20 protein-coding genes and 2 pseudogenes are annotated in these 17,486 nt (G+C 43.4%); 13 read left to right on the top strand and 9 right to left on the bottom strand.

The window, feature by feature from the left end; translation table 11 throughout:
• Window positions 1-259 precede the first annotated feature (259 nt).
• The 5 genes from J5X96_RS00315 to rpsU form a co-directional block, all read right to left on the bottom strand.
• Complete coding sequence (locus J5X96_RS00315; protein WP_209363543.1) at window positions 260-553, bottom strand: type II toxin-antitoxin system RelE/ParE family toxin; 294 nt, start codon at window positions 551-553, stop codon at window positions 260-262.
• The gene (locus tag J5X96_RS00320) at window positions 543-710 is read right to left on the bottom strand and encodes a hypothetical protein (RefSeq protein ID WP_209363545.1); all 168 of its coding nucleotides are present in this window, start codon (window positions 708-710) and stop codon (window positions 543-545) included. Before J5X96_RS00320 ends, J5X96_RS00315 begins: the two co-directional genes overlap by 11 nt.
• A gap of 430 nt (window positions 711-1,140) precedes the next feature.
• On the bottom strand, window positions 1,141-3,000 hold the full coding sequence (gene rpoD / locus J5X96_RS00325) for an RNA polymerase sigma factor RpoD (RefSeq protein ID WP_209363547.1): 1,860 nt from the start codon (window positions 2,998-3,000) through the stop codon (window positions 1,141-1,143).
• 75 nt (window positions 3,001-3,075) lie between these two features.
• A complete protein-coding gene (gene dnaG, locus J5X96_RS00330; RefSeq protein WP_209363549.1) occupies window positions 3,076-4,836 on the bottom strand; it encodes a DNA primase in 1,761 nt (586 codons plus the stop codon).
• A gap of 119 nt (window positions 4,837-4,955) precedes the next feature.
• Entirely contained in the window at window positions 4,956-5,171 is a 216-nt protein-coding gene (rpsU, locus tag J5X96_RS00335; RefSeq protein ID WP_005701713.1) for a 30S ribosomal protein S21, read from the bottom strand.
• A 224-nt stretch (window positions 5,172-5,395) separates the two neighbouring features.
• Between rpsU and tsaD the strand changes: the two genes are divergently transcribed.
• Window positions 5,396-6,424, top strand: coding sequence for a tRNA (adenosine(37)-N6)-threonylcarbamoyltransferase complex transferase subunit TsaD (gene tsaD, locus J5X96_RS00340; protein ID WP_209363551.1), 1,029 nt, complete (start codon window positions 5,396-5,398; stop codon window positions 6,422-6,424).
• 103 nt (window positions 6,425-6,527) lie between these two features.
• On the opposite strand, the gene J5X96_RS00345 is transcribed toward tsaD, so the two are convergent.
• Window positions 6,528-6,923, bottom strand: a complete 396-nt coding sequence (locus J5X96_RS00345; RefSeq protein ID WP_209363553.1) for a hypothetical protein — start codon at window positions 6,921-6,923, stop codon at window positions 6,528-6,530.
• A 65-nt stretch (window positions 6,924-6,988) separates the two neighbouring features.
• Here J5X96_RS00345 and J5X96_RS00350 point away from each other — a divergent pair, with 65 nt between their 5' ends.
• Window positions 6,989-7,138 carry a hypothetical protein gene (locus tag J5X96_RS00350; protein ID WP_209363555.1) on the top strand — a complete coding sequence of 50 codons (150 nt, stop codon included), beginning with the start codon at window positions 6,989-6,991 and terminating at the stop codon, window positions 7,136-7,138.
• 30 nt (window positions 7,139-7,168) lie between these two features.
• Here the strand turns inward: J5X96_RS00350 and J5X96_RS00355 are convergent, their stop codons facing one another.
• Entirely contained in the window at window positions 7,169-7,483 is a 315-nt protein-coding gene (locus tag J5X96_RS00355) for a hypothetical protein (RefSeq protein WP_209363557.1), read from the bottom strand.
• A 99-nt stretch (window positions 7,484-7,582) separates the two neighbouring features.
• Window positions 7,583-8,260 (bottom strand): YtjB family periplasmic protein, encoded by a 678-nt coding sequence (locus J5X96_RS00360; RefSeq protein WP_209363559.1) that lies wholly within the window; start codon window positions 8,258-8,260, stop codon window positions 7,583-7,585.
• 77 nt (window positions 8,261-8,337) lie between these two features.
• Between J5X96_RS00360 and serB the strand changes: the two genes are divergently transcribed.
• The 5 genes and pseudogenes from serB (at window position 8,338) to raiA (ending at window position 11,217) form a co-directional block, all read left to right on the top strand.
• Complete coding sequence (gene serB / locus J5X96_RS00365; protein ID WP_209363561.1) at window positions 8,338-9,282, top strand: phosphoserine phosphatase; 945 nt, start codon at window positions 8,338-8,340, stop codon at window positions 9,280-9,282.
• Window positions 9,283-9,292: 10 nt separating this feature from the next.
• On the top strand, window positions 9,293-9,784 hold the full coding sequence (locus J5X96_RS00370; RefSeq protein WP_111295418.1) for a YajQ family cyclic di-GMP-binding protein: 492 nt from the start codon (window positions 9,293-9,295) through the stop codon (window positions 9,782-9,784).
• 217 nt (window positions 9,785-10,001) lie between these two features.
• Window positions 10,002-10,247: pseudogene (locus J5X96_RS00375) on the top strand (DUF520 family protein); the annotation flags it as partial.
• Window positions 10,248-10,464: 217 nt separating this feature from the next.
• A pseudogene (locus J5X96_RS00380) lies at window positions 10,465-10,710 on the top strand (DUF520 family protein); the annotation flags it as partial.
• A gap of 183 nt (window positions 10,711-10,893) precedes the next feature.
• Window positions 10,894-11,217, top strand: coding sequence for a ribosome-associated translation inhibitor RaiA (gene raiA, locus J5X96_RS00385; RefSeq protein WP_209363563.1), 324 nt, complete (start codon window positions 10,894-10,896; stop codon window positions 11,215-11,217).
• A gap of 145 nt (window positions 11,218-11,362) precedes the next feature.
• Here raiA and J5X96_RS00390 read toward each other — a convergent pair whose 3' ends face one another.
• Complete coding sequence (locus J5X96_RS00390) at window positions 11,363-12,175, bottom strand: Cof-type HAD-IIB family hydrolase (RefSeq protein WP_209363565.1); 813 nt, start codon at window positions 12,173-12,175, stop codon at window positions 11,363-11,365.
• A 150-nt stretch (window positions 12,176-12,325) separates the two neighbouring features.
• On the opposite strand from J5X96_RS00390, the gene J5X96_RS00395 reads away from it, so the two are divergent.
• The 6 genes from J5X96_RS00395 (at window position 12,326) to J5X96_RS00420 (ending at window position 17,449) form a co-directional block, all read left to right on the top strand.
• Window positions 12,326-13,012, top strand: coding sequence for a phosphoribosyltransferase family protein (locus J5X96_RS00395; RefSeq protein ID WP_209364710.1), 687 nt, complete (start codon window positions 12,326-12,328; stop codon window positions 13,010-13,012).
• Between the two features lie 109 nt (window positions 13,013-13,121).
• Complete coding sequence (gene nfuA / locus J5X96_RS00400) at window positions 13,122-13,706, top strand: Fe-S biogenesis protein NfuA (protein ID WP_021616831.1); 585 nt, start codon at window positions 13,122-13,124, stop codon at window positions 13,704-13,706.
• A gap of 114 nt (window positions 13,707-13,820) precedes the next feature.
• Window positions 13,821-14,336, top strand: a complete 516-nt coding sequence (def, locus tag J5X96_RS00405) for a peptide deformylase (RefSeq protein WP_209363567.1) — start codon at window positions 13,821-13,823, stop codon at window positions 14,334-14,336.
• A 77-nt stretch (window positions 14,337-14,413) separates the two neighbouring features.
• Window positions 14,414-15,316: a recombination-associated protein RdgC gene (gene rdgC, locus J5X96_RS00410; RefSeq protein ID WP_209364712.1), complete on the top strand. Its 903-nt coding sequence runs from the start codon at window positions 14,414-14,416 to the stop codon at window positions 15,314-15,316.
• Window positions 15,317-15,356: 40 nt separating this feature from the next.
• Window positions 15,357-16,415 (top strand): protease SohB, encoded by a 1,059-nt coding sequence (gene sohB, locus J5X96_RS00415; RefSeq protein WP_209363569.1) that lies wholly within the window; start codon window positions 15,357-15,359, stop codon window positions 16,413-16,415.
• 206 nt (window positions 16,416-16,621) lie between these two features.
• Window positions 16,622-17,449 carry an OmpA family protein gene (locus J5X96_RS00420; RefSeq protein ID WP_209363570.1) on the top strand — a complete coding sequence of 276 codons (828 nt, stop codon included), beginning with the start codon at window positions 16,622-16,624 and terminating at the stop codon, window positions 17,447-17,449.
• Window positions 17,450-17,486 lie beyond the last annotated feature (37 nt).

Below are 17,486 nucleotides of genomic sequence, written 5' to 3' on the forward strand. Positions count from 1 at the left end.
CCCTTGAAAGTGAAATTATTATGGTTCGACACACCGAATTCATCAAGATGTCTTTTAAGAAAGCCCGATAATCAATTATCGGGCTTTTTATTTCCTCCATTTATCCACCATGCACACCTCAGTCACCATGTAGCGTGCATCTTGATGCACGACCGATTGCCCTTATGAGCGTTTTTTATTCGTGCAACAAGTTGCACGCTACGGGGAGAATGATTTAACCTCGGTGCGTGATTCACGATTTCGTGCAACAAGTTGCACGCTACGGTGAGGAATAATGTTGTTGTTTTGCGGATTTGAAGTCGATGATATAAACGGTGTGTGTGCCGACAAGAAATTTAACGATGTACTTTCCGTTCAATAGGGGAATTTCTTTTTTCTTTCTGAGCCGGTAAACGTCTGCTGTGTAGGAAAGCTTGTCTATTTCGCTTTTAACGGCATCGTAAAAATGCTCTGCAATAAGCCTATTTTGGGATTGTTGTAGAATGTAGCGAGCTTGGCTGCGTAATTTTTCCTCCGCCACACTATGCCATTTAATGAGGTAATCAAACTTCATCTAACTTTAATTCTCGGCGTAAATTTGCCATAACTTGTTCATGTGCAATGGATTTCACTGAGCCGTTTTCTAACTGTTCGAGCAGACGTTGTTCTTCCTCGGTGTAATACGGCTCTTTTTGTTTGAATACAGGCGGAGATGAGAGGGTGATTTGCATAGGATTCTCTGTTCGTTGAAGTTTGGTTTCATTCTACAATTCCTGCAATTATCACGCAAGCCATCCATAAAGTGCGGTGATTTTTGAGCGTATTTTTACGTTGTGTGTATTTCGTGCGTAGCGTGCATCTTGATGCACGACCGAAGCACGCACGGAACGCTATTCAACCTCTTTCGGGTATTTATGATTTCGTGCAACAAGTTGCACGCTACGGGGGGATTCCACCTCAGTGCGTGATTCACGATTTCGTGCAACAAGTTGCACGCTACGGGGGGATTCCACCTCGGTGCGTGATTGACGATTTCGTGCAACAAGTTGCACGCTACGGGGATTCAATTTGCACAATGCTTTGTTGCACGCTACGGGCAAATAAAAAGAGAGGAAGGTTTCCTTTCCTCTCTTTGTTTGGTGTTTTGCGTTGATGTGTTCGCTATTCATCCAAGAAGCTGCGTAAGGTTTCGGAGCGGCTTGGGTGGCGCAATTTGCGTAGTGCTTTGGCTTCGATTTGACGAATACGTTCACGGGTTACATCGAATTGTTTGCCGACTTCTTCTAATGTGTGGTCGGTGTTCATGTCGATGCCGAAACGCATACGAAGCACTTTCGCTTCACGTGGCGTTAAGCCTTCCAATACTTCGTGTGTGGCGGCTTTTAGGCTTTGTGCGGTGGCGGAATCCAATGGCAGTTCCAAGGTGGAATCTTCGATGAAATCGCCTAAATGGGAGTCGTCATCATCGCCGATTGGGGTTTCCATGGAAATCGGTTCTTTGGCGATTTTCAGCACTTTGCGGATTTTGTCTTCCGGCATTCCCATGCGCTCTGCCAGTTCTTCCGGTGTGGCTTCACGTCCCATTTCTTGCAACATTTGGCGAGAAATACGATTGAGTTTGTTGATGGTTTCAATCATATGCACCGGAATGCGAATGGTGCGTGCTTGGTCGGCGATAGAGCGTGTAATCGCCTGACGAATCCACCATGTGGCATAAGTGGAGAATTTGTAACCACGGCGGTATTCAAATTTATCCACGGCTTTCATTAAGCCGATATTGCCTTCTTGAATTAAATCAAGGAACTGCAAGCCACGGTTGGTGTATTTTTTGGCAATGGAAATCACCAAACGCAGGTTCGCTTCCACCATTTCTTTTTTGGCACGGCGCGCTTTGAGTTCGCCTTGCGAAATGCGTTCGCAAATGTCTCGAATTTGCTGAATGGTGAGGTTGGTGTCTTGTTCAATTTGAACTAAGTTGGCAATCGCCTGACGTAAATCCGCTTCATATTGCACTAATTTTTCCGACCAAGACTTTCCTGCCGCTAAGGCTTTCACCAGCCAAACGTCTTGGGTTTCGTGTCCGATAAAGCTTTTTTGGAAAGTTGCTTTTGGCATTTTGGCATTATCCACCACGATTCTTTGAATCGTGCGTTCTTGGTCGCGCACTTGCTTCATGATGTCGCGCATACGCAACACTAAGGCATCAAACTGTTTCGGCACTAAGCGGAATGTGGTGAAAATCTCAGATAATACTTGAATTTCCGCTTTGGTTTTGGCTGAGGTGCGACCGTGTTTTGCAATGCTTGCCAGTGTTTTTTGATGTTGATCTTTAAGTGCGGTGAATTTTTCGCGCGCAACTTCAGGATCAATGCTGTTATCACTATCACTTTCATCGCTGCTATTTTCTTCGTTGCCTTCTTCGTCCTCTAATTCATCTGTCGCATCGACACTTTCGCGTTCTTCATCTGACGCGAAGGTTTCGTCTAATTCAGCATTGTCGGCTTCGGTGATGACATTCGGATCAACAAAACCGGTAATCAAATCCGCTAAGCGGGCTTCCCCTCTTTCCACTGCGTCATATTGTTCAATGAGATGGGTAATGGCTTCAGGATAGGCGGCAACGGCGCTTTGCACTTCGTTGATGCCTTCTTCGATGCGTTTGGCAATGTCAATTTCGCCCTCGCGGGTGAGCAATTCCACGCTTCCCATTTCGCGCATATACATCCGCACAGGATCGGTGGTGCGACCAAGTTCTGCTTCTACGCTGGATAACACTTGGGTGGCTTCTTCGACAACATCTTCATCAGCGATATTTTCGTTGAGCATCAGATCATCGGCATCCGGTGCGGCTTCCAACACCTGAATGCCCATGTCGTTAATCATTTGAATAATATCTTCAATCTGATCCGCATCGACTAATTCTTCAGGCAGGCTGTCATTGACCTCGGCATAAGTTAAATAACCTTGCTCTTTCCCTTGTGCGATGAGTAGTTTCAATTGAGATTGTGGATTTTGATCCATATTTAATATCCGCCTTGCTGACTTATTTAGTGAAGATAAAATGCTAGGGATTTTAGCATTCTTACTAGGGTTTAACTATTTCTTTTCTTGTTTTTTTACTAACAAATGTGAAAGCTCTTGCTTTTCGTTAAGATCCAAGCCTTCCGCACGATCTTTTGCAATGAGCCATTGGATGCGCTTATCCACCAGTTGCAGATAAAAATAACGCAATGTTTCGCGGAACGTGTCTTCGATCTTATCGTCTTCAATCAAATGGTTCCACGCCAGCAATTTTTCAAGCGTCCCTTGTTGCGGTGTATCGCGCCAATGCTCCAGTAGTTGACCGGCACTAATGCCAATTTTTTCACGACAAAGTGCGGTCAGTTCTGCGAGTAAATCATAGCCCGGCTCGTCTAAGTTTTTGAGCGGTTCCAAATCCGGTATGAATTTCACCAATTCCGGATTTTGTAACAATAACGCAATGAGAATACGCATTGGCGTGCGCTTGAATTGCATGGTCGGCACGGTGGTTTCATTGTGTGGTTTGGCAGGATTCGGGAGCAGACTTTCCAGCTGTGTCGGATCCAAAATGCCTAATTTTTTCGCAAGCGTATTACGCAAATCCAACCGCAATACATCACCCGGAATTTGCTTAATTAACGGAATCGCCAGTGCGGCAAGTTTCGCTTTGCCCTCTTTTGAAGAAAAATCCACTTGCGGAGTTAAGTGCGCAAACAAGAATTCGCTCAAGGATTGCGCGTTCTCAATGTATTCCTCGAAACCTTGTTTACCGTATTGACGAATGAAGCTATCAGGGTCTTCATCGTCCGGTAAAAAGATAAATTTTAGCTGCCGTCCGTCTTCTAAATAAGGCAAGGCATTTTCTAAGGCACGCCATGCGGCATCACGTCCCGCGCGATCGCCGTCATAACAGCAAATGACTTGTTCCGTGGAGCGAAAAAGTAATTGAATTTGTTCCGAGGTTGTTGATGTGCCAAGAGAGGCTACGGCATAATTGACGCCGAATTGGGCTAATGCCACCACATCCATATAACCTTCAACCACCAGCAGTTTTTGGGGTGAATCCTCCGCCTGTAAGGCTTCAAATAAACCGTAGAGTTCACTGCCTTTGTGGTAGGTAATGGTTTCCGGTGAGTTTAAATATTTCGGTTTTTCATCGGTTAACACGCGCCCACCAAACGCGACCGTACGCCCACGACGATCACGAATGGGGAACATAATCCGATTACGGAATTTGTCGTACACGTTGCCACGATCATTGCGCGACAGCATGCCTAAATCGAACAGTTTTTGTTGCTCTTCACGGGTTTTGCCGAATTGACGATACACGGTATCCATGGCATTCGGCACATAACCGATTTGAAAACGTTCAATGATTTCCGGTGATAAACCACGCTGCTGCAGATAACTTTGTGCAGGAATATTTAACGGCAATTGTTGCTGATAAAACTTGGCAATTTCCTGCATTAACTCATACAGATTTCGCTTGGTCTGGAAATTAACCTGCTTGCCGTTATCGTTAAAGTGCGGTCGTTTTTCGTAGGGAATTTCCAAGCCAAGAAACCCTGCCAGTTCTTCCACCGCCTCCAAAAATTCCAGCTTGTCATATTCCATCAAAAAGGAAATCGCGTTGCCATGCGCACCACAACCGAAACAATGATAAAACTGCTTTTTATCACTCACGGTAAAAGAAGGTGTTTTTTCATGGTGAAACGGGCAGCAGGCTTGATAATCACGGCCGGCTTTTTTCAGTTTTATGCGAGAATTAATTAAATCGACGATGTTCGTTTTGGTTAAAATATCGTCTATAAATGTGCGGGGAATGGAACCTTTCATCGAGTATTCTGCCTCTTATTGTGAACGAAATATGAGCCTAACTGATGAGATTAAGAGAAAATAAAACCGTGAGCCTTGGAAGATTCACGGTTTGAATAACTCGAGTTAAAATGCGGTTATTAGTATAAACGTGTATTACGTGCGTTTTCACGAGCAACGCGTTTTGCGTGACGTTTTGCGCGGGTGGCATTTTCACGTTTACGAATCGTTGTTGGTTTTTCGTAGAATTCACGAGCACGAACTTCTGCTAAGATACCAGCTTTTTCGCAAGAGCGTTTGAAACGACGTAATGCTACGTCAAAGGATTCATTTTCACGAACTTTAATTACAGGCATAAGCCAATCACCTCAATGAGTTTAATTAATTTAATTGCAATTTAAATTTTATTTGTTGCCACAAGTCGTGGCAGATTCAATAAAGGTCGCAATTTTAATCTAATTTAACAGGAAAAGTAAAGGAAAGATTCACCTTTTCCTGAAATCCGTGTTGATAAACTGGTTAAACCTGAGTAAAAAAGGTAAAATTTGTGGCATAAATCCAAGATAAACAGAGAATACAAATGCGAATTTTAGGCATCGAAACGTCCTGTGATGAGACAGGCGTTGCCATTTATGACGAAGAAAAAGGCTTGATTGCCAATCAGTTACACACACAAATTGCGCTGCACGCCGATTACGGCGGCGTGGTGCCGGAACTCGCCTCGCGCGATCATATCCGCAAACTTGCCCCCTTATTACAAGCCGCACTTGAAGAAGCCCATCTCACCGCCAAAGACATTGACGGCGTAGCCTATACCAGTGGCCCCGGCTTGGTTGGTGCGTTGTTGGTAGGTTCTACCGTAGCACGTTCTTTAGCCTATGCGTGGAACATCCCCTCCATTGGGGTACATCATATGGAAGGGCATTTACTGGCACCCATGTTGGAAGAAAATCCACCGCACTTTCCTTTTGTGGCATTGTTGGTGTCCGGCGGACATACCCAATTAGTACGGGTGGACGGTGTTGGACGTTACAAATTATTAGGCGAATCTATTGATGATGCCGCCGGGGAGGCGTTTGACAAAACGGCAAAATTACTCGGTTTGGATTATCCCGGCGGAGCGGCGTTAGCCCGTTTAGCGTTAAAGGGTACGCCGAACCGTTTTGCCTTTCCACGTCCGATGACCGATCGTCCCGGTTTGGATTTCAGTTTTTCCGGCTTAAAAACCTTTGCCGCCAATACGCTTCATCAAGTGATGCAAGACGAAGGGGAATTAACCGAACAAAGCAAAGCAGATATTGCCTATGCGTTCCAAGAGGCGGTGGTGGACACGCTCGCCATCAAATGCAAGCGTGCGTTAAAGCAAACAGGCTTGAAGCGTTTAGTGATTGCCGGTGGCGTGAGCGCCAATAAACAGTTGCGCCAAACCTTGGCGGAGCTGATGCAACAATTAGGGGGTGAAGTGTTTTACCCACAACCGCAATTTTGCACCGATAACGGCGCCATGATTGCTTATGCCGGTTTTCTACGTTTAAAACAAGGACAGCAGCAAGATCTTGCCATTGAAGTGCATCCGCGCTGGGCAATGACCGAATTAACTGCTGTTTAGCCCTCGACAAAAGTGCGGTAGAAAATTGAGGAGATTTCACCTAGACTTTCGTTCCGCACTTTTTTATCTAAAATATAACTGTTTCCCCGTTACAACACCTTAATTAAGTAGAAGAATGCTTTTTTTCTTGTTCAAGAAAATCATGAATACGCTTACTTAGCTGATGGAGTTCTTTTTGGTATTCCACACCAAGCACCTCTACATCCCCTTCTTTCGCTGCCATAAGCCCTGTTATACGATAATATTTCTTACTCTGTTTCAAACAATTGATATAAAATCGTAATGTATCAGGAGAGGTTTTACGCCCCTGTAATATTTTTTTAAATGATTCATATGATAATCCACTCTCTTCATGAACATCATAAGGTTCACGACATTCAGAATAATATTCATCTATCATTAAAACTGCTTCAGATTGACTTATATTTAAAAAGTTAATTAATGCTTTAAGTTCATCAAGTAATTCTTTAGATTCTTGTTCATTTGATGATTTATTCATCATATTGTCCCTTTTTGTCCACATGTGGGTGTTTATATTTACCATCAATGCTGAAAGGCAGAAGAATGAAACAAAATTTTGTTTCTATGATTAATAAAAAGACATTGGAGAAAAAAATGACAAAAAATAACACTGGTAATTCCAACCCTAATTGGCCAAGTAAAACAGATAATCCGTCAGGTGGCGGTCGTGGTAACAACCCATCTAGAAAATAGCGAAAAAGCGTGGTATTAAGCCACGCTTTTTTACAAACACTTTTCTAAATTTTCCTCAAATCGTTTTTCCACATTAAAAAACTTAAAATCTTCATAAGTTTTCATTAATGCACAAGCGCATAAATCACGGTACTTATTTCGATCCGCATAGTTATTATTATATTTCATACAAGCCGTCATTTTTTCGTACATTAAAACAACATCATTTTTTGTCTGAAAAAGCTCAGGCGCATCGGCAATGAGATATCCTGCAGAAAGACCGCCTAACACAGGGATTGTCATAAGTTTTAATTTCGTGATGAACGTTATTTTTGTTCCGCAAGAGGGGCATTTAACTTCACTCATTTTTGAGTACCTTCCAATTATTCAGTTAGCTATATATGTAAAAATTGTGGCAGAAACGACTAAACAATGACTTTTATCATATAAATTATATTAAAAAAACTACCGCACTCGTCTTCTGCGCTGGTGAAATAGCTTGCTCATAGACTGTGTAGCTTTATTGCTTGGCATTGGGGCTTTTTCTGCAACATGAACACGGCTACGATGATACTGGCTGAAGAAATAATGCAGGCTGCCGGCAAATAAGACGCCCACTAAAAACACAATAATGATTTCGCCATAAAGCCGATGAAACATCTGATTAATTTTGCTTTTTGTCGATTGGGCATATTTGGCATCAAAAGTCACACGCAGAAAACCTTCTACGCCGTTTGAAGAATAAATCGGTTCGACAATTTGTTGTGAATCCGTGTCTTTTTCTTCCGGTTTATCCAATCCCAATAAACTGCGGAGATTCGGTGAGTTGGTGCTTTGCGCCAATAATTCGCCATTACGGGCATAAACGGCGGCATCCAACACAAATTCCTCTTTGACAAAGTTATCTAAATTTTCCACCAGTTGTTCAGTTTTAGCATTATTAACTAACAACATTGAGAACAAACTGGCTTGTTGGCGCGTCAGTAAATGGGACACGTTCGCCACTTGGTTGACACTGGAAAGCTGTGAGCCGATTTTGAACTGTTTTATACCAAATAAAATGATCGTCATGATGCCGGCACATAGCAACATAATGCCGAATAACATCATCCATTTCATCATTTTTTCTTTTACTAAATGCAAGTTATTTTCCCCAAAGATGGATAAGTAAGCTAGAATAAATCGCTTTTTTGAGAATCGCTACAATTTACAGGATTTTTATGCAAACACAAAATCTGACCGATATTCTTCGTCATTTTCCCTCATTGCCCGCCTCATTAATTGCCGATCAACCTTGTGAAGCCACACAGGCGTTTGTGCTTTATTCCGATAAGCTAAACTTCACAACGCTACAGGCTTTTCAGCAAAAGTGCGGTGAAAATTTTTTGTGTTTTGCTGCATGGACGGTGTTGCATAACACCGTAGTGTTGCTCAAAGGCAACTGGAAAGCGGAATGGATTGGCATTGCCCATGAATTAGCACTGGATATTGCACCGCTCAACTTTCACGCCAGTTTGAAGCAAGCAGGATTATTGGTGATGGACATGGATTCCACCGCCATCCAAATTGAATGTATCGATGAAATTGCCAAACTTGCCGGCACCGGTGAGATGGTTTCCGCTATTACGGAACGCGCCATGCGTGGTGAGCTCGATTTTAGTCAAAGCCTGCGCCAACGGGTGGCGACCTTAAAAGACGCACCGGAAAGCATTTTGCAAGAGGTCAAACAACATTTACCGCTGATGCCGGGATTGGTCGAAACAGTCAAAGAGCTCAAAAATCACGGCTGGAAAGTGGCGATTGCGTCTGGTGGATTTACCTATTTTGCCGAAGTATTACAACAAAAACTCGGCTTAGATTTTATTGCTGCCAATCAATTCGAGATTATTGACGGCAAACTCACCGGCAACGTACAAGGCGCCATTGTGGATGCGCAATACAAAGCGCAAACCTTACAACAGTTGGCACAACAATTTCACATTGCCAAAGAAAACACCGTTGCCATCGGCGACGGCGCCAACGATCTCGCGATGATGCAAGTTGCTAATTTAGGCGTGGCTTATCACGCTAAACCAAAAGTACAACAATTGGCGCAAGTTATCGTCAATTTCACCGATTTAACCGCACTTTTATGTATTTTAAGTGCAAACGACAAAATTAAATAAGGAGAAAACCATGCCATCATTCGACATTGTTTCCGAAATCAGCGGACACGAAATCCGCAACGCCGTGGAAAACGCCAACCGCGAACTCACTAACCGTTGGGATTTCCGCAACGTACAAGCTGCGATTGAATTTAACGAAAAAAACGAAAGCATTAAAGTGAGCAGCGAATCGGATTTCCAAGTGGAGCAACTCATCGACATCTTACGTAACGCGTGTATTAAACGTAACATCGAATCCAATTCCTTGGATATTCCTGCCGACTATGAACACAGCGGCAAAACCTACAGCAAAGAAATCAAGCTGAAACAAGGCATTGAAACTGACATGGCGAAAAAGCTCACCAAGCTGATCAAAGATTCCAAAATCAAAGTCCAAAGCCAAATCCAAGGCGAGCAAGTCCGCGTTACCGGCAAATCCCGCGATGATTTACAAGCCGTGATTCAACTCGTCAAAACCGCCGAACTGGGACAACCATTCCAATTCAATAATTTCCGCGATTAAAAACGCGTTCAAAATCGACCGCACTTTCACAATAAAAAACAAGGCCGCCACAACGGGTGGTCTTCTTTTTAGACATAGATCATATTTTTAAACATTTCCGCTTGAAAAGCGCAGAATCGTAGCGTGCAACTTGTTGCACGAAATCATGAATGTCCGAAAGAGTTAAATAACGTTCCGTGCGTAATTTGGTCGTGCATCAAGATGCACGCTACGAACTGCCGACTATGAACACACCGGCAAAACCTACAGCAAAGAAATCAAGCTGAAACAAGGCATTGAAACCGACATGGCGAAAAAGCTCACTAAGCTTATCAAAGATTCCAAAATCAAAGTCCAAAGCCAAATCCAAGGCGAGCAAGTCCGTGTTACCGGCAAATCCCGCGATGATTTACAAGCCGTGATTCAACTCGTCAAAACCGCCGAGCTGGGACAACCATTCCAATTCAATAATTTCCGTGATTAAAAACGCGTTCAAAATCGACCGCACTTTCACCAACCCAAACAAGACCGCCACACTAGGCGGTCTTATTTTTAGACATAGATCATATTTTTAAACATTTCCGCTTGAAAAGCGCAGAATCGTAGCGTGCAACTTGTTGCACGAAATCATGAATGTCCGAAAGAGTTAAATAACGTTCCGTGCGTAATTTGGTCGTGCATCAAGATGCACGCTACGAACTGCCGACTATGAACACAGCGGCAAAACATACAGCAAAGAAATCAAACTGAAACAAGGCATTGAAACCGATATGGCGAAAAAGCTCACTAAGCTTATCAAAGATTCCAAGATAAAAGTCCAAAGCCAAATCCAAGGCGAGCAAGTCCGTGTTACCGGAAAATCCCGCGATGATTTACAAGCCGTGATTCAACTCGTCAAAACCGCCGAACTGGGACAACCATTCCAATTCAATAATTTCCGCGATTAAAAACGCGTTTAAAAATGACCGCATTTTCACCACCCAAACAAGGCCGCCACACTAGGCGGCCTTATTTTTAGACGTAGATCATATTTTTAAACATTTCCGCTTGAAAATCACAGGCAAGGTCACTATGTTAGAACTAAGGATTCAAACCGAGTCGTTCGACTCATTACACAAGAGGTAAATGCTATGACAGTGAATATCACCAGCAAACAAATGGACATCACCCCTGCAATCCGTGCACATGTTGAAGAGCGTCTTGCCAAGTTGGAGAAATGGCAAACTCAGTTGATTAATCCTCATTTTATTTTGAATAAAACCCCGAAAGGTTTTTCTGTGGAAGCCTCTATCGGCACGCCGAACGGCAATCTTTTAGCCACGGCAGAAGCAGAAGATATGTATAAAGCAATTAATGACGTTGAAGAAAAACTGGAACGTCAACTCAACAAATTACAACACAAAAGCGAAGCGCGCCGTGCCGATGAGCGTTTGAAAGATTCGTTCAAAGAATAAGCGTTAGCTCTACGAGACAGAAATGTTGTTGTAAAAACATAAAAATAAAACACCGCACTTTATTTTACGAGATAAAGTGCGGTTTGTTTTTAGTTAATATTTTCATTCGTGCAAAAGGCAGAAAGCGTATTGCCCAAAGGCGTGATTAATCAATCAAACCCGCCTTCATTAAAAAGCGATAAATGCCGTCTTGATCAATCGGTTCCGCCACATGATGGGCAATCGCTTTAAGTTTTTCATGGCCGTTACCCATGGCGACCCCTACGCCCACGGTGCTGAGCATTTCCAAGTCATTTAATTGATCACCGAACGCCATCACATTGTCCATCTGTAGTCCCAAATGCTTGACCACCGCTTGAATGCCACGGGCTTTTGAGCCTTCCGCGTCAAATAAATCCACGGAATCCTCATGCCAACGCACCACACGCAAGCCATCCAATACGCCTGAATTTTGTACCAATTCATCCTGCTCTGCACGATAAAACGGCAACACTTGCCCAATATCGTTTCCTTCAAAAAAGGCTTTATCCACAATGTAATCTTTCAAGATCGGATCCATCGCGAACTGCACCACGGAATTCCGCTCCGAAACCGCGACCGTATGATCCGACACAAAGGCATAAGGCATATTATGCTGTTCAAAAAAATGCACTAAACGGCGAATTTTTTCTATTGGAATCACATGTTTTTCAATCACTTGCCCTTGATAGGTTGCCATCTGCCCGTTCATGGTCACAAATAAATCAATGCCTTCCTGCTCAATCACCTGATTTAATTTATGCGGGAAAGCACAGCGCGTGCGCCCTGTGGCAATGGCTGGGATAATGCCATTTTCTTTCAACTTACGCATAAACACCGGCACCGTTGCCGGCAGGAAATCGCGGTGCTTCATAAACAACGTGTCATCGATATCAAAAAAGACCAGCTTAATTTGGTCGCGATAATTCGGAATAGTCATCTTCTTTCTCTTTTCTGTCAATGTCAGGCAAAACGGCTTGATTTTAGCATTTTTGCGAGGGAGATCCTAAAATTGCGCCCAAAAACACCGAAAAAACACACCGCACTTTATGATGAATCTGTTTTCTCTCAATCAAGTGCGGGCGTTTTTATGAACCTTTTTCAATCCTGCTGTGTGCATTGTCATGCGCCTCTTAAACTTGCCAAACACGGCTTATGTAGCCGTTGTAATCGAACGATTCGGCGTTTTCCTTATTGCGGTTGTTGCGGTGCGGAACTGAGGGAAAACGCCTTGCACTGCGGCAACTGTTTGCAGCAAGAACCCGCGTGGGATCGCATGGTGATTATCGGGCGTTACAACGAACCGCTTTCTACGCTGATTCATCGGTTTAAATTTCAACGGCAATTTTGGCTGGATCGCACGCTGGCACGTTTATTATATTTAGCTATTCGCAATGCCCGTCGTACGCACAGATTAATGCTGCCTGAGGCGATTCTGCCGGTACCGCTACACCATTTTCGACAGTGGCAACGAGGGTATAATCAAGCCGATCTCTTGGCGCGCCAACTGGCTAAGTGGTTACACATTCCTTGTGTCAATGATGTGTTAATTCGCACCAAACGGACGCCGACCCAACGGGGCTTGAGCGCCAAAGATCGGCGAAAAAACTTGAAAAATGCCTTCCAACTTTCCGCCAAACGCCGGCATTTTCCGTATCGTCATGTGGCATTAATTGACGATGTGATCACCACCGGTTCAACATTAAACGAAATTGCCAAGCTGTTACGCCAAGCCAATGTGGCGCATATTCAAGTATGGGGATTGGCGCGAACATAAAACGCATGATAAGGCAGCGGCATTTTTTATTACACCAAAAGGTGGAAAAAAAACCGCATGAAGCGTATCATATCCGACAAATTTAATTAGGTTTTATTGTGGGAGCGTTATGCAACAAATTACCATTTCAGCGGAAGCACAAGCCCATTTCCGCCGTTTATTAGATCAGCAAGAAGAAGGCACTAACATTCGTATTTTCGTTGTCAATCCGGGTACGCCAAGTGCCGAGTGCGGTGTGTCTTACTGCCCACCCAATTCGGTGGAAGCAAGCGATACCGAAATGAAATACGACACCTTTTCTGCCTTTGTGGACGACATTAGCCTACCGTTTTTAGAAGATGCCGAAATTGATTATGTGACGGAAGAATTAGGCGCACAACTCACCTTAAAAGCGCCAAATGCCAAAATGCGCAAAGTGGCAGACGATGCGCCGTTAATCGAACGCGTAGAATATGTGATTCAAACCCAAATTAATCCGCAATTAGCTAGCCATGGTGGTAAAATTACCTTATTAGAAATCACCGATGACGGTTATGCGATTCTGCAATTCGGTGGCGGTTGTAACGGTTGTTCCATGGTAGATGTGACATTGAAAGACGGCGTGGAAAAACAATTAATCAGCCTCTTCCCGAACGAACTCAAGGGCGCGAAAGACGTTACCGAACACCAACGTGGCGAACATTCTTATTATTAATAAGACAGCCAAGTGATTTGAGCCAAGTAAATGCCTTGGCTCTTTTTTTGTTCATAGGCATTTCAAGAAAAAAACGCTACAATACCGCACTTATTAACCCTTAAAAGAGAAGTTATGACCGCACTTAATGTATTAATTTACCCAGAAGATCACCTGAAAGTGGTGTGTGATCCGGTTGTGGATGTGAATGATAACACACGCAACATTATTGATGATATGTTCGACACCATGTATCAGGAAGAAGGCATTGGCTTGGCTGCACCGCAAGTGGATATTTTGCAGCGCATTATCACCATTGATATTGAGGGCGATAAACAAAATCAGTTGGTATTCATCAACCCGGAAATTTTGGCATCCGAAGGGGAAACCGGTATTGAAGAAGGTTGTTTGTCGATTCCGGGCTTTCGTGCGTTAATTCCTCGCAAAGAAAAAGTCACCGTTAAAGCGCTTGATCGCAATGGTCATGAATTTACGCTGGAAGCAGACGGCTTATTGGCGATTTGTATTCAACATGAAATCGATCATCTCAACGGCATTTTGTTTGTGGATTATCTTTCTCCGCTCAAACGCCAACGAATTAAAGAAAAGCTTGTTAAATTGAAAAAACAACACGAAAAACAAAAAGCATAGTAACCTCCCAAAGTGCGGTGATTTTTAACCGCACTTTTTTCATCCCGCCCTGTTGATGTAATGATTATAGGACTCTCATCATGTGGTTTAAAAATGCCCTGATTTATCGAATCACCAAGCCGTTAGATTGGTCAATCGACACCCTTGCGCCACAGCTTGAACAACACCGCTATCAGCCTTGCGCACAATCGGATATCCTTAAGTTTGGTTGGTCAACGCCGTTGAAAGGCAGCGAATCCCTGTATTTTGCCGTGGGCAAACAGATTTTATTGCTTGCCCAAAAAGAAGAAAAAATGTTGCCGGCACACGTCATTAAGCGTGAATTGGATGCGCGCGTAGAAAAAATCGAACAGGCGGAAAACCGCAAGTTAAAAAAAGTGGAGAAACAAACCTTAAAAGACGACGTGATTGCTACGTTATTGCCGCGCGCGTTTAGTAAATATCAACAAACTGCCTTGTGGATTGATGCGGAAAACCGGCTCATTTATGTTGATGCGGCATCCGCCAAACGTGCAGAAGAGGCGTTGGCGTTGTTACGCAAGTCGTTAGGATCTTTGCCGGTCGTACCGTTAACCTTTGCTAATGAACCCGGGCTGGTGATGCAAGAATGGATCGCGCAGACGCAGGTGCCGGAATGGCTGGTTCCGTTGGAAGAAGCGGAGTTGCGCGATGTTAACAATGGGGTTATTCGTTGTAAACAACATGCGCTGGATAGCGAAGACATCCTCAGTCTTGTCCATTCCCGATATGTCACGAAGCTGGCGTTGGAATGGGAAGATCTCCTCAGTTTTGTGTTAAACGAAGACTGTAGCTTAAAGCGTCTCAAATTTGCCAATGCCATCCGGGAAAAAAATGACGATATTTTAAAAGAAGATTATGCACAGCGTTTCGATGCCGATTTTGTGCTGATGACCGGTTTACTCAGTCAGCTCACTGAAAACCTCTTGCACGACTTCGGCGGCGAAAAAGTGCGGTTATAATTTAATATGAATTTCATCTCTTTAATGTAAGGAAAAAATAATGTGGTCAGAGATTTTTATTGGCTATGGCGTATTTATTTTAGAAGTGATTACGTTGCTTTTGATCGTTGCCGCCGTGGTGACAACGGTCATCTCAATTAAACAGAAAAAACACACGCAACAAGGGGAGTTGGTGATCACAGATTTATCCCAAGCCTTTGAAGAAACCGGTAAAGCATTGCGCGAATTTCATCTCTCGGAGGAGGAATTAAAAGCGGTGGAAAAAGCCGAGAAGAAAGCAGAAAAAATGAAAGCAAAAGCCCTGAAAGCACAGCGCAAAAAAGGCGAAGCAACAGAGGGAGAACAAAAGCCGACGCTTTATGTGTTGCATTTTAAAGGGGATATTGCCGCCAGCGAAACCATGGCGTTAAGAGAGGAAATCAGTGCCATTATTCAAACTGCAAAGTCTGATGATGAGGTCTTGTTATGTTTAGAAAGCCCGGGCGGCATGGTGCATGGCTATGGCTTAGCTGCCTCACAGTTGGCACGTTTAAAACAGCATGACATTAAACTCACGGTCGCGGTAGATAAAGTGGCGGCGAGTGGCGGTTATATGATGGCCTGTGTGGCCGATAAAATCGTTTCGGCGCCCTTTGCGATTATCGGCTCAATCGGCGTGGTGGCACAGGTGCCTAACCTTCATCGGTTACTGAAAAAACATGATGTGGATGTAGATGTCATGACCGCGGGTGAATATAAACGCACGGTGACGATATTGGGAGAAAATACGGAAAAGGGAAAACAAAAATTCCAACAAGAATTAGACGAAACCCATCAACTTTTCAAACAATTTGTCGCTCAACATCGACCGCACTTAGACGTGGATCGTGTGGCAACGGGAGAACATTGGTTTGGACAGCAGGCGTTACGGTTAAATTTAGTGGATGAGATCCTCACAAGCGATGACGTACTATTACAGGCAATGAAAGAAAAACGTGTTTTGGGGCTTCGCTATACAGTGAAAAAGCCGTTATTACAAAGGATCGGTAAACAAGCGGAAGAAAGTGCCGATAACCTATTATTAAATTTACTAAAAAAGAATGGAAATACACTTATGTAAAATAAGGATCGTTGTCATGGATCCTTGACAATAAGAATAACTTATTGACTTTGTTATACTTGTTATTTTTAGGGTGTCAATTTTATGTAAATCCCTGTGATTTTTCCGTTTTTTGTTTTACATGGGTAAGGAAAGTTTGTTAATATGAGTCGCTTTTAACCAAAACTTACACATAAATCATTTCACTAACCTATAAGGTAAATTAAATGAAATTATCACATTTTTTACTTTCAGCTATCGCAGTCACGACGTTGGTTGGTTGCGGTAACCTCAGCAAAGTATCCAAAGAAGGGACACCTGTTGAGGGAACAGAGTTAGTGTGGCCGAAGATTGAAAAATCTAAGTTTAACCACGATGGCACACAACTCGGTTCATGGCCGAATTGGGATAATGTTCGTATGATCGAAAGAGGTATGAACAAAGACCAAATTTATAACCTCATCGGCGTACCTCATTTTAGCGAAGGCTTATTTGCTGTTCGTGAATGGGATTATGTATTTCACTATCGTGAAAACGGTGAGCATAAAATCTGCCAATACAAGATCTTATTTGACAAAAACATGGATGCCCAAAGCTTCTTCTGGTATCCAAACGGCTGTAACGGCAACTCCACATTTTCTTTAACGGCTGATTTCTTGTTTGACTTCGACAAAGATACCTTAACCGAACAAGGCAAATCCGTAGTAGATAACGTGGCAATGCAATTAAGATCATCTCCGGCGAAAGAAGTAAGAGTCGCTGGTTATACTGACCGTTTAGGCTCTGAATCTTATAACTTGGATCTTTCCCAACGTCGTGCAGAACGTGTTAAATCACGTTTAATCGAACGTGGTATCGCGCTTCCAATTACGGCTATCGGTTACGGTAAAGCGCACCAAGTGAAAGCGTGTAACAGTGAAAAAGGTCAAGAATTAATTCGTTGTTTACACCCTAACCGTCGCGTTGAAATTACCTCTTTCAACACCGCCTCAGGCGCAATGCCAACATTGAAAGGTGTTCAAAGCGGGCATCGCGATCCAGCATACTTGTACTAAGTACGTACGCATTGTCATATTGACATCAAGCTATTCC

Source organism: Aggregatibacter sp. 2125159857 (genome assembly GCF_017798005.1).
Taxonomy (GTDB): Bacteria; Pseudomonadota; Gammaproteobacteria; order Enterobacterales; family Pasteurellaceae; genus Aggregatibacter.

Coding starts and splice junctions, on each gene's coding strand:
- J5X96_RS00315 (WP_209363543.1), bottom strand. CDS start 553: ATGAAGTTTGATTACCTCATTAAATGGCATAGTGTGGCGGAGGAAAAA.
- J5X96_RS00320 (WP_209363545.1), bottom strand. CDS start 710: ATGCAAATCACCCTCTCATCTCCGCCTGTATTCAAACAAAAAGAGCCG.
- rpoD (WP_209363547.1), bottom strand. CDS start 3,000: ATGGATCAAAATCCACAATCTCAATTGAAACTACTCATCGCACAAGGG.
- dnaG (WP_209363549.1), bottom strand. CDS start 4,836: ATGAAAGGTTCCATTCCCCGCACATTTATAGACGATATTTTAACCAAA.
- rpsU (WP_005701713.1), bottom strand. CDS start 5,171: ATGCCTGTAATTAAAGTTCGTGAAAATGAATCCTTTGACGTAGCATTA.
- tsaD (WP_209363551.1), top strand. CDS start 5,396: ATGCGAATTTTAGGCATCGAAACGTCCTGTGATGAGACAGGCGTTGCC.
- J5X96_RS00345 (WP_209363553.1), bottom strand. CDS start 6,923: ATGAATAAATCATCAAATGAACAAGAATCTAAAGAATTACTTGATGAA.
- J5X96_RS00350 (WP_209363555.1), top strand. CDS start 6,989: ATGAAACAAAATTTTGTTTCTATGATTAATAAAAAGACATTGGAGAAA.
- J5X96_RS00355 (WP_209363557.1), bottom strand. CDS start 7,483: ATGAGTGAAGTTAAATGCCCCTCTTGCGGAACAAAAATAACGTTCATC.
- serB (WP_209363561.1), top strand. CDS start 8,338: ATGCAAACACAAAATCTGACCGATATTCTTCGTCATTTTCCCTCATTG.
- J5X96_RS00370 (WP_111295418.1), top strand. CDS start 9,293: ATGCCATCATTCGACATTGTTTCCGAAATCAGCGGACACGAAATCCGC.
- raiA (WP_209363563.1), top strand. CDS start 10,894: ATGACAGTGAATATCACCAGCAAACAAATGGACATCACCCCTGCAATC.
- J5X96_RS00390 (WP_209363565.1), bottom strand. CDS start 12,175: ATGACTATTCCGAATTATCGCGACCAAATTAAGCTGGTCTTTTTTGAT.
- J5X96_RS00395 (WP_209364710.1), top strand. CDS start 12,326: ATGAACCTTTTTCAATCCTGCTGTGTGCATTGTCATGCGCCTCTTAAA.
- nfuA (WP_021616831.1), top strand. CDS start 13,122: ATGCAACAAATTACCATTTCAGCGGAAGCACAAGCCCATTTCCGCCGT.
- def (WP_209363567.1), top strand. CDS start 13,821: ATGACCGCACTTAATGTATTAATTTACCCAGAAGATCACCTGAAAGTG.
- sohB (WP_209363569.1), top strand. CDS start 15,357: ATGTGGTCAGAGATTTTTATTGGCTATGGCGTATTTATTTTAGAAGTG.
- J5X96_RS00420 (WP_209363570.1), top strand. CDS start 16,622: ATGAAATTATCACATTTTTTACTTTCAGCTATCGCAGTCACGACGTTG.